This window comes from Fuscovulum ytuae, from assembly GCF_029953595.1.
Classification (GTDB): Bacteria; Pseudomonadota; Alphaproteobacteria; order Rhodobacterales; family Rhodobacteraceae; genus Paragemmobacter; species Paragemmobacter ytuae.
In genome coordinates this window covers 494501-517001 of sequence record NZ_CP124535.1, presented here as the reverse complement: position 1 = coordinate 517001, position 22501 = coordinate 494501, and the positions used below count along the sequence as shown (strand labels likewise).

Below are 22501 nucleotides of genomic sequence, written 5' to 3'. Positions count from 1 at the left end.
CGTCCTGCTCGTTTGTAAAGGTCTCAGCGCGACACCAGCACCGGCTCGACCGGGCTTTGCATCGCCCGCGCCACCAGTGCCGGGTCCGTCACATTGCCCGAAAGCTCGCGCCGCAGCGAGTCCACCAACCGCTCGGTCACCACCACCTTCTGGGTGCGCCCCGCCATTTCCTCGTCAATTGCCGCCTGACCACCCGCCGCGCGCACATCCGCCTCGATCCGGCGCGGCCCATCGATCACTGCGCCCGTGGCTGCATCCAGCACCGTCAGGTCATAGACCATGTCGTGAACGCCCCCGACTGTATAACGGGTCCGCTCGGTCACGCCATGGAACCGCACCAGCTGGATGGACACAACCGCCTCGCGCGGCCCTTGCATCGGGGCTGTGGCCCGCGCCGCCGCCGTCTGGAAAATATCCGTGATCTGGGCATAGCGGTCCCCCACGGGGTCGCCACGCCACACGATATCGGCCATCGGATAATAGGAATTGGCTTCCGACACCCGCAGGTCGCGCGGCACATCCACCCGCACCTCACGCACGGTGTAAAGCGGGGCCAGCACGCGCGGCCCGGCCCCCTGCGGAATGGCCCCCGTCCCGCGTGAGGCCAGCGTCAGCGCATCATCCGAAACCCCGCGACTGGCCGGCTCACTGCTCACACAGGCCGAAAGCGCCAGCGCAAGGCCAAGAGTCGCGATCTTTGTCCAAACCTTCATGTCCACACCTCCAATGGCAACTGCCCATCGCATGGAACAGAGGTATGGGAGGCAAATGTGGCCGAAATTCGTTAACGGCAGAACATTTCATAGGTTTATGCTTGTTCTGGAAACAATCCGGCACACCATCGGCATTTTCGACACAATGCCACCCATACCCGTCCCTTCGCCCAGCAAAACAAGGCGGATCACCGCCGATGCTCTCGCCGCAACGCACAGCTTCGGGTTGCATAAACTATGCCAGCCCATACGGTTGTTAGCGCTAACAATATCTGTTAGAACCCCGCCAACCGCAGCCGGAGGAATCGCCCATGACCCTGAACGCCACCATCGCCCGCGTCACGGATCGTATCCGCGCCCGCTCGGAAGGCAGCCGGGGCACCTATCTGGACCGTCTGGCCAAGGCCGCCAAGGACGGCCCGGCACGCAGCCACCTTGCCTGTGGCAACCAAGCCCATGCCTATGCCGCCATGGGGGCCGACAAGGACAGCCTCGCCACAGGCCGCGCCCCGAATATCGGGATCGTGACGGCCTATAACGACATGCTCTCGGCCCATCAGCCCTTTGAAACCTACCCCGCCCTGATCCGCGCCGCCGCCCGCAAGGCAGGCGCCACGGCACAGGTCGCAGGCGGCGTGCCCGCCATGTGCGACGGGGTGACCCAAGGCCAACCGGGGATGGAATTGTCGCTCTTCTCGCGCGATGTGATCGCGCTCGCGGCAGGTGTGGCCATGTCGCACAACACCTTCGACGCTGCCCTCTACCTCGGCGTCTGCGACAAGATCGTTCCCGGCCTCATCATCGCCGCCTCCACCTTCGGCCATGTTCCCACGATCTTCGTCCCCGCCGGTCCCATGACCTCTGGCCTGCCCAATGACGAAAAGGCCAAGGTGCGCAACGCCTATGCCGCGGGCCAAATCGGGCGCGACGAACTCATGGCGGCCGAGATGGCCTCCTATCACGGCCCCGGCACCTGCACCTTCTACGGCACGGCGAATACGAACCAGATGCTGATGGAGTTCATGGGCCTTCACCTGCCCGGTGCTTCTTTCGTGAACCCCGGCACCCCGCTGCGCGAGGCGCTGACCACCGCCGCCGTGGAACGCGCAGCCCAGATCACCGCCCTTGGCAATGATTACCGCCCGGTGGGCGAAATTCTTGATGAACGCGCCTATGTGAACGGCCTTGTGGGCCTGATGGCCACGGGCGGGTCCACGAACCTCGTCTTGCACCTGCCCGCCATGGCCCGCGCCTCCGGCGTCATCCTCGACCTGCAGGATTTCGCCGACATCTCCGAAGCCGTGCCTCTGATGGCAAAGGTCTATCCGAACGGCCTTGCCGATGTGAACCATTTCCATGCCGCGGGCGGCCTTTCCTACATGATCGGACAGCTTCTCGACGCGGGCCTCCTCCACCCCGATGCCAAGACCGTGGCGGGCGACGGCCTCTCTCTCTACCGTCAGGAACCGAAACTGAAGGACGGCAAACTGCAGTGGGAAGACGGCGCCAACGCCACGCTGAATGATAAAATCCTCCGCCCCGCCACAGATCCCTTCCAGCCGACCGGGGGCCTCAAACAGCTCACCGGCAATCTCGGTCGCGGCGTCATCAAAGTCTCTGCCGTGGCCCCCGAACGCCATGTGATCGAGGCACCGGCCCGCATCTTTCACGATCAGGACGACGTGAAGGCCGCCTTCAAACGCGGCGAATTCACCTCCGATTGCGTGGTCGTCGTCCGCTTCCAGGGGCCGAAGGCGAATGGGATGCCGGAACTCCACTCTCTCACCCCCACGCTCTCTGTCCTACAGGAACGTGGGCTCAGGGTGGCCCTTGTCACCGATGGGCGCATGTCAGGTGCCTCTGGCAAGGTCCCCGCCGCCATCCATGTCTCGCCCGAGGCAGCAACCGGCGGCCCGCTTGCCAAACTCCGCGACGGCGACATCATCCGCCTCGACGCGACAGCTGGCACCCTCACCGTCCTCGCCCCCGATTTCGACAGCCGCGCGCCCATCTTCGCCGATCTTTCGGCCAATGAATACGGCATCGGTCGCGAACTCTTCGCCGCCTTCCGCGCCAATGTCGGTCCCGCAGAAACGGGGGGCGCGGTGGTCGTCTGAAAAGACCCCAAATTTTCTGTCTTCAAATATCCTGCGGGGGTCCGGGGCTGCAAACCCCCGGCACTCGCACCAAGCGGACCGCCAGAAGGAAACGCCCATGACACCCGCCGATCAATCCGCCGCCGCCCTCCGCGTCTGCCAGCTTGCCCCCGTCGTCCCCGTGCTGGTGATCGACGACCTCGCCCATGCCGCCCCCTTGGCCAAGGCGCTGGTGGCCGGCGGCCTGCCCGCGCTGGAAGTCACCCTTCGCACCCCTATTGCGCTGGACGCCATCCGCGCCATGGCCGATGTTGAAGGCGGCACCGTGGGCGCAGGCACCCTTTTGACCCCCGCCGATGTAAAGGCGGCGAAGAAAGCCGGGGCCACCTTCGGCGTCTCTCCGGGCGCGACCGACAGCCTCATCAAGGCCTGCGAGGATGAGGGCCTCCCCCTTCTTCCCGGTGCCGTCACGGCGACCGAGATCATGATCCTTCTCGAACGCGGCTACACGGTGCAAAAATTCTTCCCCGCCGAACAGTCGGGGGGTGCGGCTTTCCTGAAATCCATCGGCTCCCCCATCCCGCAGGTGAAATTCTGCCCCACCGGCGGCATCAGCCTGAAGAACGCCGCCGATTACCTGTCGCTCAAGAACATCCTCTGCGTCGGCGGCTCATGGGTGGCACCGAAAGAGGCGATGGCACAGGGCGATTGGGCCACGATCACCCGCCTCGCCCGCGAAGCCGCCGCCCTGCGCGGCTAAGGCCCGTCGAAAGGCTTGCCCGACTCCCCGCCAAGGCGCATCATTAAGAATGATTTGCACCGGCTTCAGGGGGGGCCTGCGCCGTGACCGGACCCAGCATACAGACCTGCCTCTGGTTCGACGATCAGGCGCAGGAGGCGGCGGAGACATATGTCTCGCTCCTGCCCGGATCGAAGATCATTCAAAGCTATCCCCGACGCGGCGGCGAAGGGGTATTTCTTGTCCACCTCACACTCCTCGGGCAGCGCTACTCCTTCCTCAATGGTGGGCCATCCTATCGGCTGACCCCCGCCGCCTCGATCGAGGTTCATCTGGACACACAGGCCGAGGTCGATCTTCTCTGGCACGCCCTTCTACAAGGCGGCACGGCCCAGCGCTGCGGCTGGCTGGTCGATCGTTTCGGCGTGTCATGGCAGATCATACCGCGTAGCCTGCACCGCCTGTTGCAATGCAGCGATGATGCACAGGCAGGTCGCGTGCTTCAGGCCATGATGGGCATGGTCAAACTTGACGGCCCCGCGCTAGAGGCCGCGGCACGCGGCTGACCCTCCATCCCACCCCGCCCGCGGGGCGGCGCACCATTCTACGCCAGAATCTTCCGCGATTTCCGCGCCAGAAGTCGCCTTCGCGCCTCAGACCCCGCTCACACGCGCCGCGCGACCGCCGCGCCGCTTGGGGGCCTCGGGGGCCATCAGACCCTCCTCCAGCACCTTTGACATCGGATGATCCGGGGCGCCTAGCGCATATTCCGCCATCACCACACGGATCGCCTCTTTCATCGGTGCATCCACCGGCAGGCTCAGCGCCCAGTCGACAAGGATCGACTTGCACTCGCCCAAGGTGATCCCCTCGATGCGATAGCTTTCCCGTACCAACCCCTTGGGGTCTGCCTCATCCAGCCGCATCATCCGTCTCCCCATCCCGCTCTCCCGCCCCGACGCAGGCCCCGATCACCGCGTCCGCCGCCAGTGCCGCCGCCTCGAGACTGCGGCCCAATTCCTCTGCACGCGCCGCACCCGTTTCCCGCAGAAGAAAGGCGCAAGCCCCTTCCCCCAGCTTTGCAGGCTCCAGCACATCTTCCGTGATCAGCCGCGTCCCGGCCTGAAGCCGCCACATCACCCTATAGGCCGAAAGCAGCGTCGAAGCGTCCGAATCCGACAGGATGCCGCCCTTTCGGCCCGCCTCGATCTGCCGCTCCACCCCACGCAAGGGCGATCCCACCAGCAGCGCCGCCATCTGCGCCACAAGTTCGATATCCATCATCCGACCGGGGCCGTTCTTGGCCTCCCATGCCCCGCGCGCGGGCTTGGCCGCCTTCAGCCGTGCCCGCATCTGGGCCACTTCGCCCCGCACCTGCGCGCCCTTCCCCTTCACCGGCAAAAGGCGACGGCGGAACTCTTCCACTTCGGCCATGATCTCGCCCGCCCCAGCCAAGGGCCGCGCACGGGTCAGCGCCAGATGCTCCCACGTCCAGGCCTCGTTTTCCTGATAGCTGGTAAAGGATTGGATCGAGGTCGCCACAGGCCCCTGCCTCCCGCTGGGACGCAGCCGCATATCCACCTCGTAAAGCCGCCCCTCCGCCATTGGCGCGGTCAGCGCGGTCACCAAGGCCTGCGTCAGTCGTGCATAATAGGGCCGCGCCGCAAGGGGGCGCGGCCCCTCCGACATCTCTACCCCGGCTGCGTCATAGATCACGATCAGGTCAAGGTCCGACCCCGCATTCAACCGCGCCGCACCCAGCGACCCCATGCCCAGCACTGCCGCCCCCCGGCCCGGCAAAGGCCCATGCTTGCGCGTGAATTCCGCGCAGACCACGGGCCACAGCGCGGCAATGACCGCCTCGGCCAGATCGGCATAATGTTTGCCCGCCTCAAAGGCATCGACCAGCCCGCGCAGATGATGCACCCCCACCCGGAAATGCCATTCCTTCATCACACGTCGCGCGGCATCCAGCTTCTTCTCGTAATCCCCCACCTCCGCCATCGCTTGCGTCAGGGTCGCCACCAGCGGCCCCACCCCCGGCCAAGGCGCAAAGAAGGACCCGCCGATCACCCCATCCAAAACCCCCGCATTCCGCGCCAGATAGCGCGCCAGCATGGGCGAAGTCGCCGCCACATCGATGATCAGATCGATCAGCGCCGGATTGGCCTCGAACAGCGCGAAAAGCTGCACCCCCGCTGGCAGCCCCGCCAGAAACCCGTCCAGCGCCACCAGCGCCTCATCCGGGTTCGCCGCCCGCATCAGCCGCTTTAATAGCGTGGGCCGCAGCCTGCGAAAGATGGCCTGCGCCCGCTCGCTCCGCAACGCGGGGTAATGGCTCCAACCCTCAACGATCCCCCGCGCCGTGTCGGAAAGTTCGGGCAACGCCTCCACTTCGCCCGGAGCGAAGAACCCTTCCGTCAGCGCATCCACCCGCGCCAACCGGTCCAGCAGCCTCGCCCGGAACGCCCCCTCGGCCTCGCCGCAAAAGGCCGCGATCCGCGCCACGCCCTCAGCCGTCACCGGCATGTCATGGGTCTGGGCATCCCCCACCATCTGCAAACGATGCTCCACTTCGCGATGCGCGCGGTAAAGCGTGGTCAATTCCTCGGCCACCTCGCCCGGAATCCACCCCTTCGCCGCCAAGGCCGCAAGTCCCCCCACCGTTGTCCGCTCGCGCAGATCGGGATCGCGCCCCCCTGCAATCAATTGCCGGGTTTGGGTAAAGAATTCGATCTCCCGTATCCCGCCCTGCCCCAGCTTCATATTGTGCCCCTCCACCGTCAGGGGGCGGTTCAACTGCCGATGCTCGCGGATACGCAGCCGCATGTCATGGGCATCCTGAATGGCCGCGAAATCCAGATGCTTGCGCCAGACAAAGGGCGTCAGCGCCCGCAGAAACCGCTCCCCCGCCGCCAGATCGCCGCCACAGGGCCGCGCCTTGATATAGGCTGCCCGCTCCCATGTCCGTCCGACGCTTTCGTAATAGCTCTCTGCCGCCCCCATGCTCAGGCAGACCGGGGTCACCGCCGCATCGGGCCGCAACCGCAGATCGGTGCGGAACACATAACCCTCCGCCGTGATATCGGACAAAAGGGCCGCCATCTTCCGGGTGACCCGGATAAAGGCCGTCCGCGCCTCGCCCGCCAGATCGCCATAGCGCGTCTCGTCAAACAGGCAGACCAGATCGATATCCGAAGAGTAGTTGAGTTCCCCCGCCCCCATCTTCCCCATGGCAAGCGCCACCATCCCCGCGCCCGTCGCCGCATCCTCCGGCACGGCACCCGGCAACTTGCCGCGCCGGATCTCTTCGGCCACAAAACCCCGGATCGCCAGATCGACCGCCAGATCAGCCAGCCGCGTCAAGGCCCCTGTCACTTCCTCCAGCCCCCAAACCCCTCCGCAATCGCACAATGCCGCAAGCAGTGCCGCCCGCCGCTTCGCCCGCCGCAAGGCGATGCCCAGCGTCTCTGCCCCCTCCGCCGTCTGAGGTTCGGCCAGCACCAAAGCCATGGCCTCTTCCGGCGACTGCGCCAGCGCCGCGCGCAGCCAGTCGCCTTCCCGGCCCATCAACCCCTTCAGATAGGGACTGCACCCCGCCACCGCGCCCAAAAGCCCTGCGACCTCCGGCGGCATGTCCGCAAAGGACGCAGCGATATCGGCAGCGGCATCCCGGTCATGGGCAAGGGGCGAACGGATCAGGCGGGTGGCAAAAAGGGCATGCGTCATGCCCCGCACCCTGCACCCGCCGTCCCGCCCGGTCAACGCATCGCCCCATTGCTCCCCCCCGGCCTTGATGGCTAAACCTCTCGCATCCATTTTCGGAGCCATGCATGAGCAAAAGCCTCGCCCGCGTCACTGCCGCACTCCACTCCGCAGGCCTCGACATCACGCCCCTTGAAATGCCCGGCGAAACCCGCACGGCACAGCAGGCGGCGGATGCGGCAGGCGTCCAACTGGACCAGATCGTAAAATCCATCCTCTTTGCGGGCGCAGAGAGCGGGCGGCTCTATCTCTTCCTCACCGCTGGCGGCAATCAGGTCGCCCCCGACCGCGCCACTTCCCTTGCAGGCGAACCGCTTGCCCGCGCCGGGATCGATCAGGTCCGTGCGGTCACGGGCTTTGCCATCGGCGGCGTGGCACCGGTGGGCCACCTCACCCCTTTGCCGATCTGGGCCGACCCCCGCCTGACCGATTTTCCCGTGGTCTGGGCTGCCGCGGGCACCCCCCGCCACATCTTCCCCATCGCGCCCGCCGATCTGATCCGCATCTCCGGCGCAACCCTCGCCCCTTTCACAGCCTGACGCCCCGCTATTTTCTGGCTGAAAACATCTTCAGGGGATGATTTGGCCGTAGGCCAAAAGGGGGGCGAACGCCCCCTTTTTCTGCCTTCACACCATCGGGTCCGCGATCACCACCTCGCCCCCATCCCGCACCGCCGTATAGAAACAGGACCGCCGATTCGTATGGCAGGCTGGTCCCTCCTGCTCGACCAGTGCCAAAAGCGCATCCCGGTCGCAGTCCACCCGCAACTCCACCAATCGCTGCACGTGGCCAGATGTTTCGCCCTTTACCCAAAAGGCCCCACGCGACCGGCTCCAATAGGTCACCCGCCCTGACGCTACCGTCCGCGCCACGGCTTCGGCGGTCATCCAGGCCATCATCAACACCTCGCCGGTGGCATGGTCCTGCGCGATACAGGGGATCAACCCATTTGCGTCATACTTTAGGCTTGCAGGGTCAAAGGACATCGGCCCTCTCCTTGGCAGGGGCAAAAGACCGGTCTATCTAAGGAGAATGCCGCGAAAGGAAAACCCATGAGCGACAGCGACCTCGTCAAGCTCTACTCGGGCCGCATCCTTGAACTGGCGGCCGATATCCCGCATCTGGGCCGCCTCCCTGCACCCGAGGGCAGCGCCAAGAAACGCTCGCCTCTATGTGGATCGACCGTCACTGTGGACCTTACGCTCGATGGCGACCGTATCGCCAGCTACGGGCAGGACGTAAAGGCCTGCGCCTTGGGGCAAGCCTCGGCCTCTGTCACAGCCCGCGCCATTCTTGGCCGCACAAGGGATGAGGTGGCACAGGCCCGCACCGAACTTGAAGCCATGCTGAAACGCGGCGGCCCCGTCCCCGCCGCCCCTTTCGATGGGCTGGAGGTGCTGCTTCCCGCCCGCGATTATGCCAATCGCCACGCCTCGATTCTTCTGTCCCTCGACGCCACGCTTGCTGCGATGGATGAGGCGCTCAAGGCTCGCGCGGCGGTCTGACCGTCAATCCGGCCTGAACCTAGACATGAAAAAACCGCCGCACGTCCTACGACGGCGGCGGTCAGTGGCGTTTCGTTCGTCGGACAGGCAGGGCCGCCATCCGGGTGCCGCTTGGGGACAGGCACGTGGAACAAAACCGCAGGCAGAACCTCAGGCAGAAAGAATGTGCAGCGTCAGAACCAACAAGGAAAAAAGCGCGACCACCCCGACCAGATCCTCAATCGCCGTGGCACGAGAGCGGGAAAGAATGTCCTTCATATCCGTCAGCATTGTGGCCTCCATGTATCTGTTGCTCTTTTGTTCTCACAATCAATGGCTCGTGTAAAGAACTTTTTAAGAACATTCGGGATCATATAGGGAACACTCCCTCCCCCATCCATGGGGGAGGGTTGGGGAGGGGGTTACCCCCACAACAGGAAAACTCGCGTCAGATGAGATGTTAGGGCCGTCTAGCGCCCCTTATCCGACCCCAATCAACCGGATCGCCCGGTCCTGATCCAGCAACCAAAGCAACATCCGCGCCGCCTTGCCCCTAGGCCCGTCCAACGCCGGGTCATCCGCCAAAAGCCGCCGCGCATCACTTTGCGCCACCGCCATCAACGCCCCCTGCCGCTCCAGATCCGCCACGCGGAAACGCGGCAAACCCGATTGCGCCGTGCCGATCAGATCGCCCGCCCCCCGCATTGCCAGATCCTCTTCCGCGATGCGGAACCCGTCCTCGGTATCGCGCAGCACCTTCAACCGCCGCTCGCCCCCCTCGCTCAACGGGGCCTGATACATCAAAAGGCAGGTCGACTCCGCCGCCCCCCGCCCCACGCGCCCCCGCAACTGATGCAGTTGCGCAAGGCCGAATGTTTCAGCCCGCTCGATCACCATGATCGACGCGTTGGGCACATTGACCCCCACCTCGATCACCGTCGTCGCGACCAGAACCTTCGTATCTCCGGCCACAAACCGCGCCATCGCGGCGTCCTTCTCGGCGGGCGGCATCTGGCCATGCACCATGCCCACCACAGCGTCACCCAATGCAGCGCGCAAGTGGATGAACCGCGCCTCGGCGCTGGCATAGTCCAGCACCTCGGACTCTTCGACCAAGGGACAAACCCAATAGGCCTGCCGCCCCTCGGCCACCGCCTTGGTCAAATGGCCCACGACCTCATCCATCCGCCCCGTGGATACCAAAGCCGTGCGGATCGGCTTCCGTCCGGGCGGCTTTTCATCCAGCACGGACACATCCATATCCCCATAGGTCGCCAGCGCCAGCGACCGCGGGATCGGCGTCGCCGTCATCACCAGCGTATCCGTCGCGGCCCCCTTCGCCCCCAATTCCATCCGCTGCGCCACGCCAAAACGGTGCTGCTCATCCACCACTGCAAGCCGCAGGTCATGGAACAACACATCCTTCTGAAACACGGCATGCGTGCCCACTAGAACCGCAATCCGCCCCTCGGCCAGATCGCGCAACTTGGCCGCTCGCTCCGCCCCCTTGTCGCGGCCCGTCAACAGCTCCAGCCGCACCCCCGCCGCCGCAGCCAAAGGGGCCAGCCCTTCGAAATGCTGCCGGGCCAAAATCTCTGTGGGCGCCATCATCACGCCCTGCCCCCCCGCCTCCACCGCGATCAGCAGGGCAAGAAAGGCGACGAGGGTCTTCCCCGCCCCCACATCCCCCTGCAACAGGCGGTTCATGCGGAACGGCCCTTCCATATCCTGCGCGATCTCTTCCACCGCCCGCGCCTGCGCCCCGGTGAGTGCATAGGGCAACCCGGCAATCACTTTCCCGCGCAAGGACCCATCGCCAACCGTCGGCAGCCCCTTCTGCTTGCGCAATGTCGCCCGCGCCAAAGCCAGCGTCAGCTGATGCGCCAGCAATTCATCATAGGCTAGCCGCTGCCGCGCCGGATGGGTGGGCGCAAGGTCCGCCGCCCCTTGTGGCCCATGCACCGCCAGCAGCGCCTTGTGCCATGAAGGCCAACCCTCGCGCGCCAAAAGCGGCCCGTCGATCCATTCCGGCAGATCGGGCGCCCGCGCCAAGGCCCCGGCCACCGCCTTTGCCACAACCTTCTGCGTCACCCCGGCGGTCAGCGGATAGACCGGCTCATAGACCGGCAACTCCCCCGCTTCCTCTGGCCGCAGCACATGGTCGGGATGCACCATCTGCGCCACGCCATCAAACAGTTCCACCTTGCCGGAAATCAACCGCCTCTGCCCCGTCGGCAGCAGCCGTTGCAGGAAATCCCCCCGCGCATGGAAAAAAACCAGTGTGAATTCCAGTTGCGCATCCCGCACCAGCACACGATAGGGCTTGCCCTTCACACGCGGTGGGAAATGCGCCCCAACCTCCACCTCCACCGTCACGGTGCAGGGCGGCACCACATCCCGAACCGATGCCTTCCGCGCCCGGTCCACCCCGGAATGGGGCAGCAGGAACAGCAGGTCCTTGGGCCTGTCCACCCCCAGCCCGGCAAAGGCCTTGGCCGTCTTCTCGCCCACGCCCTCCAGCGTTTCCAGCCCCGCAAAAAGCGGAAAAAGTTCCGCAGGCCGCGTCATGCATCCCCGATGAGGGCGAGCCATTCGTCCTCGTCGATCATCTTCACGCCCAAACGTTCCGCATCCTTCGCCTTTGACCCCGCGCCGGGACCTGCCACCAGAAGATCGGTCTTGGCCGAGACCGACCCGGCAACCTTGGCCCCCAACGCCTCGGCCCGCGCCTTGGCCTCGGCCCGCGTCATCTTTTCCAAACTCCCGGTGAAGACAACCGTCAGCCCCGCCACCGGCGATTCCGTCGCCCGCGCCTCGGGCGGCAGGACGTCAAGATAAGCCACCAACCGCGCAATCGAGGCGCGTTCTTCAGGGTTGGCCAACGTGTCCGACAAGGACAGCGCCAGCACTGGCCCGATCCCATCCCCGGTGATCAACTCGGTCCATGCAGCCTTCGCCGCCTCTGGCACGGCCAGCGCCGCCACCGCGCGATCCCGCGCGTCCTTCACCCTTGCCCGCCGCCCCTCGACCATGGCGGCGGCACGTTCTTCCAACTCCGCCTCATCCGCCGCGCGATGGGCCAGCGCCGCAGGCCGCGCCAGATCGACGGCTGCCACCAACGCGTCCCAAGTCAGATAGTGCCGCGCGAGGTCCTGCGCCGCCACCTCACCCACATGCCGCATCCCCAAGGCAAAGATCAGCCGCGCCAAGGGAATACGCCGCCGTTCCTCGATTGCAGCCCACAGATTGGCCACCGACTTCTCGCCGAACCCTTCCCGATTGCGCAGCTTTTGCAAAGGGTTGGCGGCATCTCTTGCGGCAAGGGTAAAGATGTCCGCAGGCTCTTTCACCGGCAGCAGATCATCGGCAAAGAACATCTCCACCTGCTTGCGCCCCAGTCCCTCAATATCAAAGGCCGCGCGCGACACGAAATGCACCAATCGCTCCACCGCCTGTGCGGGGCATATCAGCCCGCCCGTGCAGCGGCGCACCGAATCCCCCTCTTCCCGCACAGCCTCGGACCCGCATTCCGGGCAGCGATGCGGAAAGACATAGGGCACCGCCCCTTCAGGCCTGCGGGCAAGGTCCACATCCGCCACCTTCGGGATCACATCGCCTGCGCGATAGACCTGCACCCAATCGCCCACGCGGATATCCTTACCACCGCGGATCGCCTCTCCCTTGCTGTCGCGGCCCGCGATATAATCCTCATTATGCAAGGTGGCGTTCGACACGACCACGCCCCCCACTGTGACGGGTTGAAGCCGCGCCACGGGCGACAGGGCACCGGTGCGGCCCACCTGAATGTCAATTGCCTCCAGCCGCGTCCAGGCCAGTTCGGCAGGGAATTTATGCGCGATGGCCCAGCGTGGCGTCGTGGCCCGGAACCCCAACCGGGCCTGAAGCGACAGGTCATCCACCTTGTAGACCACCCCGTCGATGTCATAGCCAAGCGTTGCGCGCATCACCTCGATCCGCCGATACTGCGCGAGCAGGGCGGCAGGCCCATCACACAGCACCGTCAAGGGATTTGTCTGAAATCCCAAGGCTTTCAGCCGAGCAATTGCCGCGAATTGTGAGCTTGCCAGCGGCTCTGACAGTGCCCCCCAAGCATAGGCAAAAAACCGCAGCGGACGCGCCGCCGTGATCGCGGCATCCAACTGCCGCAGCGACCCCGCCGCCGCATTGCGCGGATTGGCAAAGACCTTCGCCCCCGCCGCCGCCTGCCGCGCGTTCAGAGCCGCAAAATCGGCATGGGCCATATAGACCTCACCCCGCACCTCCATCACCGCAGGCGCGCCCTCCACCCGGCGGGGAATATCCGCGATGGTCAGCGCGTTTTCGGTGACATTCTCGCCCACTTCGCCATCGCCCCGCGTGGCGGCCTGCACCAGAACCCCACCCTCATAGCGCAAGGATAGCGACAGCCCATCGATCTTGGGTTCCGCGACATAGGTGATCGGCGCCTCCATCCCAAGGAAGGATCGGACGCGGTTGTCGAACTCTGCCACTTCCTCCTCGTCAAAGGCGTTGGACAGGGACAGCATCCTGATCTCGTGCCGGATCTCCCCAAAGCCTTCGGCCACCGCACCGCCAACCTGTTCGCTGGGGCTATCGGCACGCTTGAACTGGGGGAAACGCGCCTCGATGGCAGCGTTGCGCCGCTTCAATGCATCATAATCCGCATCCGAAATCTCGGGCGCGTCCAAGCTGTGATAGGCCCGGTTCGCTGCGGCAATCACCTCGGCCAGACGGGCAAGTTCCTGCCGCGCCTCGGCCTCGGAAAGCTGCTCGATGGTCTTTCCGTCGGTCATCAACTCCCCCAAGATCGCCCCCTAAAAGGTTTAGGGGGCGACCCCGGAACAGTCCAGCACCTGCGAAGACCTAGCTCGCCGCCGCGATGGAAACCCGACGATGGGCAATTTCCGGCACCGGATCGCGCATCACATAGCCGCGCCCCCAGACCGTTTCGATATAGTTTTCGCCCCCCGTCGCCTCGGCCAGCTTCTTGCGCAGCTTGCAGATGAAGACGTCGATGATCTTCAGTTCCGGCTCATCCATCCCGCCATAAAGATGGTTGAGGAACATCTCCTTCGTCAGGGTCGTGCCCTTCCGCAGACTGAGAAGTTCAAGGATTTGATACTCCTTGCCTGTCAGATGCACGCTCTTGCCGCCCACATCCACCGATTTGGCGTCAAGGTTCACATTGACCTGACCGGTGCGGATGATCGACTGCGCATGACCTTTGGACCGGCGGATGATCGCGTGGATTCGCGCGATCAATTCCTCGCGGTGGAAGGGTTTGGTCAGATAGTCATCCGCGCCAAAGCCGAATCCCCTGATCTTGCTGTCGGTGTCATCAGACCCGGACAGAATCAGGATGGGGGTTTCGATCTTCGCCAACCGCAATTGGCGCAGAACCTCATGCCCACTCATATCGGGCAGGTTCAGATCCAGAAGGATCAGATCGTAGTCATAGAGTTTCGCCAGATCGATGCCATCTTCCCCAAGATCCGTACAGTACACGTTCAGGTTCGCATGGGTCAGCATCAACTCGATGCTCCGCGAGGTCGCGGGATCGTCTTCAACCAAAAGCACTCGCATGTCACTCTCCGTAAAGCCGCCCTTAGGCGACATTGCAGACCACTCATTAAACAAAGGTTACTATGGCAGATTTTGTATCAAGCTCAATCTAAAATTGTCGATATTGTTGAACCTTGGTGGCCCGCAGCGCCGCCGCACCGTGACGGATCATCGCCGCCTCCCAACTGACCAGTTCCTCATCGGTCAGTGTATAGCGTTCCAAGGCCTCATCCCGCCCGATCAGGCCATGTTGCACCGCTTGCACGACAATCGCCTTGCGCCGCGCGACCCATCGATAGGTATCCGGCGGCGGCAGATCGGCCCGTGTCAGAATCGTGCCATCCGGCAGGGTCACATGACGAGGGCCGGGAACGCGCTTGATATACATGCGGGGTCTCCTTCAATCCTGCCCCGACTATCGCGCCGTTTCCTTAACCGATGCTGAAGGCCGCCCTCTTGTGGCCCGCCCCGTTTTCCCTGTATTTGAACGGCCTTCCCTGTAACGGATACAGCCATGCCGCTTGACCGTCCGCTCAACTCGCTTGGCCTTCCCAAGGCCCCTGCCGATACCCGCGTGGTCGTCGCGATGTCGGGTGGGGTGGATTCCTCGGTCGTGGCCGCCATGCTGGCGGATGAAGGCTATGATGTCGTGGGCGTCACGCTGCAACTTTATGACCATGGCGCGGCGCTTGCGAAAAAAGGCGCATGCTGCGCGGGGCGCGATATCCACGATGCCCGCCGCGTGGCCGAAACCATGGGTTTTCCCCATTACGTCCTCGACTACGAAAACACCTTCCGCGAGGCGGTGATCGAAGAGTTTGCCGACGCCTATCTTGCCGGTGCCACCCCCGTGCCCTGCATCCGCTGCAATGAACGGGTCAAGTTCAAGGACCTGCTCGCCACCGCCAAGGATCTGGACGCCGACTGCATGGCCACAGGCCATTACATTCAGCGCAAAATGGGCGCGCTGGGGCCGGAACTGCACATGGCCGCCGACTCCAACCGCGACCAATCCTATTTCCTCTTTTCCACCACGTCGGAACAACTGTCCTACCTGCGCTTCCCACTTGGCCACCTTGCCTCAAAGGCCGAAACCCGCGCCCTTGCCGCCCGCTATGACCTGCCCGTGGCCGACAAGCCCGACAGTCAGGACATCTGCTTCGTCCCCAATGGCAACTACGCCGCAGTGATCGAAAAGCTCCGCCCCGGTGCCGCCGACCCGGGCGAGATCGTGGACCTTTCTGGTCGCGTCCTTGGCACGCATCGGGGGGTGATCCATTACACGATCGGCCAGCGGAAAGGCCTCGGCATCGGGGGCCTTGGCGATCCGCTTTACGTGGTGAAACTTGACCCAGACACCCGCCGCGTGATCGTCGGGCCGAAAGAGGCGCTCTCTACCCGCACGGTTCCCTTGCGTGAAATCAACTGGCTGGGCGACGCCCCCTTGTCGAGCCGCGAAGAATGGCATGTGAACGTCAAGGTCCGCTCTACGCGCCCCCCACGCCCCGCCGTGATCCGCCCGCTGTCGGAAACAGAGGCAGAGGTCGAGCTTCTCTCGCCCGAAGACGGCGTCAGCCCCGGTCAGGCCTGTGTTTTCTACGCCCCAGAAGGCAGCCGCGTGCTGGGCGGCGGCTGGATTTGGAAGGGCCGGTAAGCCTAAGATTTTTCAATAAAAAATCTTAGGCGGCGACCACCAAAATTCTTCTGGAAGAATTTTGGTGTGCAGGCTCCAAGATTTTTGGACAAAAATCTTGGAGCCCGGACCCCGCCGCTAAAGCACGCCCAGCACCGACCGCGCCGCGCGCAGTCCGGGCGGCTCTCCCCCCGCTCCCAACCGCGACATCGTTAGGGCCATTGCCGCATCCTGCGCCGAAGGCTGCGCCAGCAGCGCCTCGACCGCAGGCGCGATCAGATCGGCCCGGCAGCGATCCCCGATGAATTCCGGCACCACCCGCGTCTCGCTGACCAGATTGACCAGCGTGACCGTATCGATCAGTGCCGCCCGCCGCATCAGCCACAGTGTCAAAGGGTGCATGTCATAGGCGATCACCATCGGGCAGCCCACCGCCGCCAATTCCAGCGACACGGTCCCCGAGGCCGCGATGGCCACATCCGCCGCCGCAAAGGCCCCCCGCTTTGCCCCGGCCTCTTCCACGATCTGCGGGCGCACGGGCCAGCCCGCCGTCACCTCGCGCACCAGCCCCGCCACACCCCGCACCGTGGGCAAGGCGACGCGCAGCCCCGGATGCCGCGCGGCCAGCCGTCCCACCACTTCGCCCAGAACCGGGGCCAGCCGCGCCACCTCGCCCCGCCGCGATCCGGGCAGGGCCAGCACAAGCGGCCCCTCCCCGGCCCATGCCGCCCGCTCCGCGTCAGAGGCCACAGGCTCTGCCACCACAGGATGGCCCACGAAATCGCAGGTCATTCCTGCCGCCTGCATATAGGGCGGCTCGAACGGTAAGAGCGCCAGCACATGATCCACATGCCGCGCCATCTTCGCCGCCCGCCCCGGCCGCCAAGCCCAGACCGAGGGTGCCACATAATGGATCGTCCGCAACCCCGGCCGCGCGGCCTTGACCAAGGCCGCAACCCGCAACCCGAAATCAGGGGAATCGATCGTCACCAAAGCCGCCGCATCCGAGGCGATCACCGCCTCGGCCACGTCGCGGATACGCCGCTTCAGATGGAAGTACTTCGGCAGAACTTCGGCGATCCCCATCACCGACAGCTCTTCCATCGGGAACAGCGACCCCATGCCTTCGGCCTGCATCAATGGCCCCGCGACACCCGCGAACTCCACCCCCGGCGACAGCACCTTCAACCCCGCCATCAAGGCCGCCCCCAGACGGTCGCCCGAAGGCTCCCCGGCGACGAGGAAGATCTTCATGGTTCCCGCGCCCAAAGGAACAGGCCCGCCGACTCGGCCTCGGCCACCATGCCGGGCAGATCAAGGCAGATCACCCCGCCCGCTTCCCAAACGACCCCGCCAAGACCCGCCGCCGCCACACGGCGCACGGTTTCCACCCCCAAGGCTGGCAGGTCGATCCGCCGATCCTGCAATGGCTTTGGCGCTTTGTAGAAGACACCCTTCGCCCCGGCAGGCCGCAATCCCGCCGGAATGGCCGCCACGCCCGCCAGCATCGCATCCGTGCCAGGCAAAGCCTCGACAGCAAGACACAGCCCCTGCTGCACCACCGCGCCCTGCCCCACATCGACGCGCCCCAAGGCCGCAACGATGGCCGCAGCCCGCGCCGCATCGGCCCGGTCCCGATCCGTCACCGTGCCGCACAGCACGGCTGCCCCTGGCACCAGCGCAGGCGCGATCTCAGCCACGCCCATCAGTGCGAAATCCGCCTCTTCGAAAATCGCCAGCACCTCGCGCAAGGTGGCGTCATCCCCCTGCCCCATGGCCGCCAGGAGGCGCGGCACCATCGTCGCCGTATCGGGGTCAAACAGCGCAGGGTCCAGCCGGGGCCGCTGCACTGCGCCCGCGAAACAGACGCGCGTCACCCCCGCATCCGCAAGCGCGCGCAGGAATGGCACCAGCCGCTCCACCCGGAACCACAGGTCCGGCGCCACGCCCGCAGGCGAGAACCCCTCCAGCGCCGCCACGAAAGGCCGCTCTGCCATCGCGGCCATCACCGCCGCAGGCAGGCCGCCCGCCCCCGCAATGATCGCCGTCCGCGTCATTTCGGCGTCAGGAAGGACCGGTCCGAGGCCGACAGGACGAACTCGGTCACCTCGCGCACATAGGCGCTGTCGGTTTCCTCCGAAAGTTTTCGCGCCCGGTCAAGGAACGTCCCCTCCCCCTGCGCCAGCATCTGATAGGCCGCGCGCAAAGCGGTGATCTCACCCCGCTCCACCCCCCGCCGTTTCAGCCCGACAAGGTTCAGCCCGTCCAACTCGCCACGCGGGGCCTGCACAAGGCCATAGGGGATCACATCATTCGTCACCATGGTAACCGCACCGATGATCGCGCCCTGCCCGATCCGCACGAATTGATGCACGCCCGACAAGCCGCCCACGATCACGTCATCGCCCAGCACGCAATGGCCCGCGATGGCCACATGGTTCACAAGGATCACCCGGTTCCCGATCTGCGCGTCATGGCCCACATGCGCGCCTGTCATCACCAGCACATCGTCGCCCAGCCGCGTTACGCCGCCACCGCCCTCGGTGCCGATGTTCAAGGTCGCCGCCTCGCGGATGCGGCAGCGCTTACCGATCACCAACCGCGTCTTTTCGCCCTTGTATTTCAAGTCCTGAGGCACCTCGCCGACTGTCGCAAAGGGGAAGATGACCGACTCCTCCCCCACTTCGGTCCAACCGGTGACAACGGCATGGCTTTTCACCACGACCCGGTCCTTCAGCACAACTTCCGGCCCGATCACCGAAAAAGGGCCCACTTCGCAGCCCGCGCCGATCACCGCGCCCTCTTCGATCACGGCCGAAGGATGGATGCGCGCCTCTGGATGAATGGACATCATCAGGCCTTCGGCACGTCGAACATGGCCATGAACGTGGCCTCGCAAGCCAGTTCCCCGTCCACAATCGCGCGGCCTTCGAATTTCCAGACCCGCCCACCGCCGCGCAGCGCCTTGACATGCAATTCCAGCACATCGCCCGGCACCACCTTGCGGCGGAACTTCACACCATCGACACCCATGAAAAAGACCTTGGCCTGCTTGTCCACCAGATCCATCGACAGGCCGACAAGGATGCCGCTCGTCTGCGCCATCGCCTCGATGATCATCACGCCGGGGAAAATCGGCATCCCCGGAAAATGCCCCGTGAATTGCGGCTCATTGGCTGTGACATTCTTGATGCCGACACAGCTTTCATTGATGACGATATCACGCACCTTATCCACCAGAAGAAAGGGATAGCGGTGCGGGATGATGCGCTGGATCAGGTCCAGATCGGCACTTGTGACGGCACGATCGCCGGTGGCCTCGGTCATCGAGTTCTCCTTCTTCCGTGGCCCAAGGGTGCGGGCCACCGGGTTGTCACTAGCAACTTGGCAGAAGCGAAACAAGCATCCGGCAAAAAGCCTGCTTTCACGGGGTCGGCGCGGCTTCGGCGGGGGGCGATGGCTCTGCGCCCGGTAGCGGCGGTTCTGCCAGGGCTTCTGGGTCGGACGCCTCCGTGCCATCGCCCAGAACCGCATCGATCCGACCAATAGCCTCGTCTGTTATGTCCACGCCGCGCAGCGACAGGATCACCATCTCCTTGTCGAAAATCGCGACTGCCCCGCTTTCGCGCATCAGATCGGCCAAAATGGGAATCGTCGCCTGCAGCAACCGTTGCCGTTCCCCATCCCTGCGCGACGTGATCGCCCGCGACTTCGCATCCTGCGCCGCGCGGATCGCTTCGGTCTTGCTGTCGAACTCTTCGGCCAGTTTGCGGAACTCATCAGCAGGCAGGGTGGCGCGCTGATCCGTCAGCGCGCGTTCCTCTGTCTCCAGCGCCTCTTCCAGACGCAGATTTTCCGAAATCAGAACCTGACTGTCCTTCTGAAACTGCGCCTCGACCGCCTTGCCAAAGCGCGATTCAAGCAGGATGCGTTCGCGGTCAAGCGTCAGGATCGGCGCCCTTGGCACCGCCGCCTCTGGCACCTGCTGCTGTTGCTCTTGCGCCCAAAGCGGGCTCGCAACGCCCAAGGCACAGGCCAAAAGCCCTGCCCGCACCACGCCGCCCTGCGCCAAGCGCACCATCAGAAGCGCGTCGAAACCGTCAGGTCGAAGGTCTGTTCAAGGTCATAGGTTTCCTTGACCAGCGGCTTCGCAAAGTTCAACCGCAGCGGCCCAACAGGCGTATCCCAGAAGATCGACACACCCACGGCCGACCGCAGGTTCATGGAATCGTCCACCGGATTGGCACCCGCCGCCCCGCCATTGATGTTATCAAGGCTCCAGACGGATCCCACGTCAAAGAACACGCCGCCCGTGATGCCATATTCTTCTGGCAGGCCCACCGGGAAATCGGCTTCAAAGCGCGCGACGGCAAACATGTTGCCGCCCAAAGCATCGTTCAGCGCATTGCGATCCCGCGGCCCGATCCCGCCGGGCTCAAAGCCACGAATCTTGCCACCGCCAAAGAAACGCTCGGTGATTTGGCTGTTCGTGCCGCCAAGGCTGTTGATCATGCCGCCTTCAAAGATGGCGCGCAGCGTCACCTCTTCCTGCGCAACCTTCGTCTCGGCAAGCGCAAGGGCCGTCGTCATGATGTATTGCGTATCGCCGCCCAGCCCCGCGAAATCCTGACCAAAGCGCAAAAGCAACCCGCCCTTCGGGTTCAACCCGCTGATCCGCGTGTCATAGCTATAAGTGTAGCCGATCGAACTGGTCACCTGCGCGCCCAGCGCCGCTTCGGTCTTGATGATGTTCGACGCCGCCGCAGGCGCGTCGGAAATCTTCGAATCTTTGTAGGTATAGCGCACTTCCAACCGGCTCAGCTCGCCCAGCGGGAATTCCAACGCAGGCGACAGGCGGCCCACGCGCGTATCATAGGTAGTCGAATTCTCATTGTCCGACTCACGGTAGGACACCGAAAACTTAAGCGCGACGTCCCGGCCAAGGAAGGCAGGCTCCACGAAGGTGAAAGATCCCTCCGACGTGTCCGTCCCGGTCGATAGCGAAAGGCCAAGCCCCTGCCCCCGACCAAGGAAGTTCTGTTCGTTCAGGCCCACGTTGAAGCCGACACCCGATGACACGCCATAGCTTGCGCCAAAGGTGAGCGACCCTGTCGGCTGCTCTTCAACGTCAACATTCACCACCACCTGATCCGCAGTGCTGCCCGGCTCGGCATTCACCTGCGCATCGGCAAAGAAGCCCAGCGCGCGGATGCGTTCAGCCGCTTGCCGGATTTCGCGCGGATTCAGCGGATCGCCTTCCACGGTGCGGAACTGGCGGCGCACCACCTGATCCATGGTCGTGGTATTGCCCTCGATATCGATGCGTTCCACGAAAATGCGCTCGCCACGCACGATGGCGAATTCCACATCCAGCAAACCGCCCCGTTCGTCCCGCGTGATCCGCGGATCGACGCGCACGAAAGTCAGGCCCTTGCGCAGCGCAAGGTTTTCCATCCGGGCAATATTGTTCTCGATCAGGGCGGGCGACCAAACCTCACCGCTGCGGATGCGCTGCGCCGCTGCGAATTCGGCGGCATCCAGCCCCTCGATCTCGGAAACGGTCGAAACCTCACCGATCCGGAACTGCTGGCCTTCGCGGATCGTAAAGGTCACGAAGAACGCATCCCGCTCGCGCGACACATCCGATGTGGCGTCCAGCACCTGAATATCGGCATAGCCACGCGCCAGATAGAAGTCGCGCAGCAGCTGCTTGTCCAGTTCCAGCCTCTCGGCCACGAAGGTATCGCGCTGGATGATCTGCCGCAGCAGACCGGCCTGCTTGGTCTCCAGCACCTGCCGCAAGCGGCGGTCGGTAAAGGCGCGGTTGCCCACAAAGGACAGACGCTCAATCTCTGCCACACGGCCTTCGGTAATCTCGAACACCAGATCAACGCGGTTGCCATCGCGCCGGATGATGCGCGGATCGACCGTCGCCGCGATCCGCCCCCGCACACGATAGGCCTCGGCAATTGCGGCCGCATCCTCTTCGGCTTGCGACGGCGAATAGACCATCCGCCCCTTGGACTTGGCGATTTCGGCCAGTTCCTCATCCTTCAGGCGGGCATTGCCCTCGAAGTTGACGATATTGACCATCGGATATTCGACAACCCGAATGATCAGCGTCCCGCCCTGCGGAATCAGTTCGACGGATTCGAACAGACCCGAATTCACAATGCTCTGATACGCGTCGTTCAGACGCGCCGCGCTGACCGTCTCGCCCCGCCCGATTCCAGCATAGGCAAGGATGGTCTGCGGCTCGATCGCCTGATTGCCTTCAACGCGCACGGTTGAAAAGCTGTAGCTTTGGGCAATCGCCGGAGTGAAGGGTGTCACGGTAACGGCGGCTGTGGAAAGGAAAATCGCCGTCAGAGCCGGGCGGACCATCCCCACGCTCGACCGCACCGACGCATCGAACACGCCTGTCCTCTTCCGCATGGATCCCGCCCCGCCATTAACAAATTCTTGTGTCTTCACTAGCCTGACAAGCG

Annotated in this window: 20 protein-coding genes; 6 read left to right on the top strand and 14 right to left on the bottom strand. The window is 64.4% G+C overall.

Annotation, left to right across the window (positions count from 1 at the left end; translation table 11 throughout):
- Positions 1-23: 23 nt before the first annotated feature.
- On the bottom strand, positions 24-713 hold the full coding sequence (locus QF092_RS02520; RefSeq protein WP_281467326.1) for a DUF6778 family protein: 690 nt from the start codon (positions 711-713) through the stop codon (positions 24-26).
- 311 nt (positions 714-1024) lie between these two features.
- On the opposite strand from QF092_RS02520, the gene edd reads away from it, so the two are divergent.
- The 3 genes from edd to QF092_RS02505 all read left to right on the top strand — a co-directional run bounded on the left by edd (position 1025) and on the right by QF092_RS02505 (position 4114).
- Entirely contained in the window at positions 1025-2830 is a 1806-nt protein-coding gene (gene edd / locus QF092_RS02515) for a phosphogluconate dehydratase (protein WP_281467324.1), read from the top strand.
- Between the two features lie 97 nt (positions 2831-2927).
- A complete protein-coding gene (locus QF092_RS02510; protein WP_281467322.1) occupies positions 2928-3569 on the top strand; it encodes a bifunctional 4-hydroxy-2-oxoglutarate aldolase/2-dehydro-3-deoxy-phosphogluconate aldolase in 642 nt (213 codons plus the stop codon).
- An 83-nt stretch (positions 3570-3652) separates the two neighbouring features.
- The gene (locus tag QF092_RS02505) at positions 3653-4114 is read left to right on the top strand and encodes a VOC family protein (protein ID WP_281467319.1); all 462 of its coding nucleotides are present in this window, start codon (positions 3653-3655) and stop codon (positions 4112-4114) included.
- A gap of 87 nt (positions 4115-4201) precedes the next feature.
- Here QF092_RS02505 and QF092_RS02500 read toward each other — a convergent pair whose 3' ends face one another.
- The gene (locus QF092_RS02500) at positions 4202-4474 is read right to left on the bottom strand and encodes a hypothetical protein (RefSeq protein WP_281469720.1); all 273 of its coding nucleotides are present in this window, start codon (positions 4472-4474) and stop codon (positions 4202-4204) included.
- Positions 4461-7277 carry a [protein-PII] uridylyltransferase family protein gene (locus tag QF092_RS02495; protein ID WP_281467318.1) on the bottom strand — a complete coding sequence of 939 codons (2817 nt, stop codon included), beginning with the start codon at positions 7275-7277 and terminating at the stop codon, positions 4461-4463. The genes QF092_RS02500 and QF092_RS02495 overlap by 14 nt, the downstream gene beginning before the upstream one ends.
- 104 nt (positions 7278-7381) lie before the next feature.
- On the opposite strand from QF092_RS02495, the gene QF092_RS02490 reads away from it, so the two are divergent.
- Positions 7382-7852, top strand: coding sequence for a YbaK/EbsC family protein (locus QF092_RS02490; RefSeq protein WP_281467316.1), 471 nt, complete (start codon positions 7382-7384; stop codon positions 7850-7852).
- A gap of 87 nt (positions 7853-7939) precedes the next feature.
- Here the strand turns inward: QF092_RS02490 and hisI are convergent, their stop codons facing one another.
- Entirely contained in the window at positions 7940-8299 is a 360-nt protein-coding gene (gene hisI, locus QF092_RS02485; protein ID WP_281467314.1) for a phosphoribosyl-AMP cyclohydrolase, read from the bottom strand.
- A 66-nt stretch (positions 8300-8365) separates the two neighbouring features.
- On the opposite strand from hisI, the gene QF092_RS02480 reads away from it, so the two are divergent.
- Positions 8366-8818, top strand: a complete 453-nt coding sequence (locus QF092_RS02480) for an iron-sulfur cluster assembly scaffold protein (RefSeq protein WP_281467313.1) — start codon at positions 8366-8368, stop codon at positions 8816-8818.
- Positions 8819-9277: 459 nt separating this feature from the next.
- On the opposite strand, the gene recG is transcribed toward QF092_RS02480, so the two are convergent.
- From recG to sciP, 4 genes are all read right to left on the bottom strand, one after another.
- A complete protein-coding gene (recG, locus tag QF092_RS02475) occupies positions 9278-11365 on the bottom strand; it encodes an ATP-dependent DNA helicase RecG (protein ID WP_281467311.1) in 2088 nt (695 codons plus the stop codon).
- Positions 11362-13611: an NAD-dependent DNA ligase LigA gene (gene ligA, locus QF092_RS02470; RefSeq protein WP_281467309.1), complete on the bottom strand. Its 2250-nt coding sequence runs from the start codon at positions 13609-13611 to the stop codon at positions 11362-11364. Before ligA ends, recG begins: the two co-directional genes overlap by 4 nt.
- Before the next feature lie 70 nt (positions 13612-13681).
- Positions 13682-14401: a response regulator transcription factor CtrA gene (gene ctrA, locus QF092_RS02465; protein ID WP_281467307.1), complete on the bottom strand. Its 720-nt coding sequence runs from the start codon at positions 14399-14401 to the stop codon at positions 13682-13684.
- 88 nt (positions 14402-14489) lie between these two features.
- Positions 14490-14768: a CtrA inhibitor SciP gene (gene sciP / locus QF092_RS02460; protein WP_281467305.1), complete on the bottom strand. Its 279-nt coding sequence runs from the start codon at positions 14766-14768 to the stop codon at positions 14490-14492.
- A 126-nt stretch (positions 14769-14894) separates the two neighbouring features.
- Here sciP and mnmA point away from each other — a divergent pair, with 126 nt between their 5' ends.
- Complete coding sequence (mnmA, locus tag QF092_RS02455; protein WP_281467303.1) at positions 14895-16034, top strand: tRNA 2-thiouridine(34) synthase MnmA; 1140 nt, start codon at positions 14895-14897, stop codon at positions 16032-16034.
- A gap of 117 nt (positions 16035-16151) precedes the next feature.
- Here mnmA and lpxB read toward each other — a convergent pair whose 3' ends face one another.
- From lpxB to bamA, 6 genes are all read right to left on the bottom strand, one after another.
- Positions 16152-17267: a lipid-A-disaccharide synthase gene (lpxB, locus tag QF092_RS02450; protein ID WP_281467301.1), complete on the bottom strand. Its 1116-nt coding sequence runs from the start codon at positions 17265-17267 to the stop codon at positions 16152-16154.
- Positions 17264-18070, bottom strand: coding sequence for an LpxI family protein (locus QF092_RS02445; protein ID WP_281467299.1), 807 nt, complete (start codon positions 18068-18070; stop codon positions 17264-17266). The genes lpxB and QF092_RS02445 overlap by 4 nt, the downstream gene beginning before the upstream one ends.
- Positions 18067-18867, bottom strand: a complete 801-nt coding sequence (gene lpxA / locus QF092_RS02440; RefSeq protein WP_281467297.1) for an acyl-ACP--UDP-N-acetylglucosamine O-acyltransferase — start codon at positions 18865-18867, stop codon at positions 18067-18069. Before lpxA ends, QF092_RS02445 begins: the two co-directional genes overlap by 4 nt.
- Positions 18867-19340: a 3-hydroxyacyl-ACP dehydratase FabZ gene (fabZ, locus tag QF092_RS02435; RefSeq protein ID WP_281467295.1), complete on the bottom strand. Its 474-nt coding sequence runs from the start codon at positions 19338-19340 to the stop codon at positions 18867-18869. Before fabZ ends, lpxA begins: the two co-directional genes overlap by 1 nt.
- Positions 19341-19437: 97 nt before the next feature.
- A complete protein-coding gene (locus tag QF092_RS02430) occupies positions 19438-20094 on the bottom strand; it encodes an OmpH/Skp family outer membrane protein (RefSeq protein WP_281467293.1) in 657 nt (218 codons plus the stop codon).
- The gene (bamA, locus tag QF092_RS02425; protein WP_420026488.1) at positions 20094-22448 is read right to left on the bottom strand and encodes an outer membrane protein assembly factor BamA; all 2355 of its coding nucleotides are present in this window, start codon (positions 22446-22448) and stop codon (positions 20094-20096) included. Before bamA ends, QF092_RS02430 begins: the two co-directional genes overlap by 1 nt.
- Positions 22449-22501 lie beyond the last annotated feature (53 nt).

Coding starts and splice junctions, on each gene's coding strand:
- QF092_RS02490 (WP_281467316.1), top strand. CDS start 7,382: ATGAGCAAAAGCCTCGCCCGCGTCACTGCCGCACTCCACTCCGCAGGC.
- lpxB (WP_281467301.1), bottom strand. CDS start 17,267: ATGAAGATCTTCCTCGTCGCCGGGGAGCCTTCGGGCGACCGTCTGGGG.
- QF092_RS02500 (WP_281469720.1), bottom strand. CDS start 4,474: ATGCGGCTGGATGAGGCAGACCCCAAGGGGTTGGTACGGGAAAGCTAT.
- fabZ (WP_281467295.1), bottom strand. CDS start 19,340: ATGACCGAGGCCACCGGCGATCGTGCCGTCACAAGTGCCGATCTGGAC.
- sciP (WP_281467305.1), bottom strand. CDS start 14,768: ATGTATATCAAGCGCGTTCCCGGCCCTCGTCATGTGACCCTGCCGGAT.
- lpxA (WP_281467297.1), bottom strand. CDS start 18,867: ATGATGTCCATTCATCCAGAGGCGCGCATCCATCCTTCGGCCGTGATC.
- ligA (WP_281467309.1), bottom strand. CDS start 13,611: ATGACCGACGGAAAGACCATCGAGCAGCTTTCCGAGGCCGAGGCGCGG.
- QF092_RS02480 (WP_281467313.1), top strand. CDS start 8,366: ATGAGCGACAGCGACCTCGTCAAGCTCTACTCGGGCCGCATCCTTGAA.
- mnmA (WP_281467303.1), top strand. CDS start 14,895: ATGCCGCTTGACCGTCCGCTCAACTCGCTTGGCCTTCCCAAGGCCCCT.
- QF092_RS02510 (WP_281467322.1), top strand. CDS start 2,928: ATGACACCCGCCGATCAATCCGCCGCCGCCCTCCGCGTCTGCCAGCTT.
- hisI (WP_281467314.1), bottom strand. CDS start 8,299: ATGTCCTTTGACCCTGCAAGCCTAAAGTATGACGCAAATGGGTTGATC.
- bamA (WP_420026488.1), bottom strand. CDS start 22,448: ATGCGGAAGAGGACAGGCGTGTTCGATGCGTCGGTGCGGTCGAGCGTG.
- edd (WP_281467324.1), top strand. CDS start 1,025: ATGACCCTGAACGCCACCATCGCCCGCGTCACGGATCGTATCCGCGCC.
- ctrA (WP_281467307.1), bottom strand. CDS start 14,401: ATGCGAGTGCTTTTGGTTGAAGACGATCCCGCGACCTCGCGGAGCATC.
- QF092_RS02430 (WP_281467293.1), bottom strand. CDS start 20,094: ATGGTGCGCTTGGCGCAGGGCGGCGTGGTGCGGGCAGGGCTTTTGGCC.
- QF092_RS02495 (WP_281467318.1), bottom strand. CDS start 7,277: ATGACGCATGCCCTTTTTGCCACCCGCCTGATCCGTTCGCCCCTTGCC.
- QF092_RS02520 (WP_281467326.1), bottom strand. CDS start 713: ATGAAGGTTTGGACAAAGATCGCGACTCTTGGCCTTGCGCTGGCGCTT.
- recG (WP_281467311.1), bottom strand. CDS start 11,365: ATGACGCGGCCTGCGGAACTTTTTCCGCTTTTTGCGGGGCTGGAAACG.
- QF092_RS02445 (WP_281467299.1), bottom strand. CDS start 18,070: ATGACGCGGACGGCGATCATTGCGGGGGCGGGCGGCCTGCCTGCGGCG.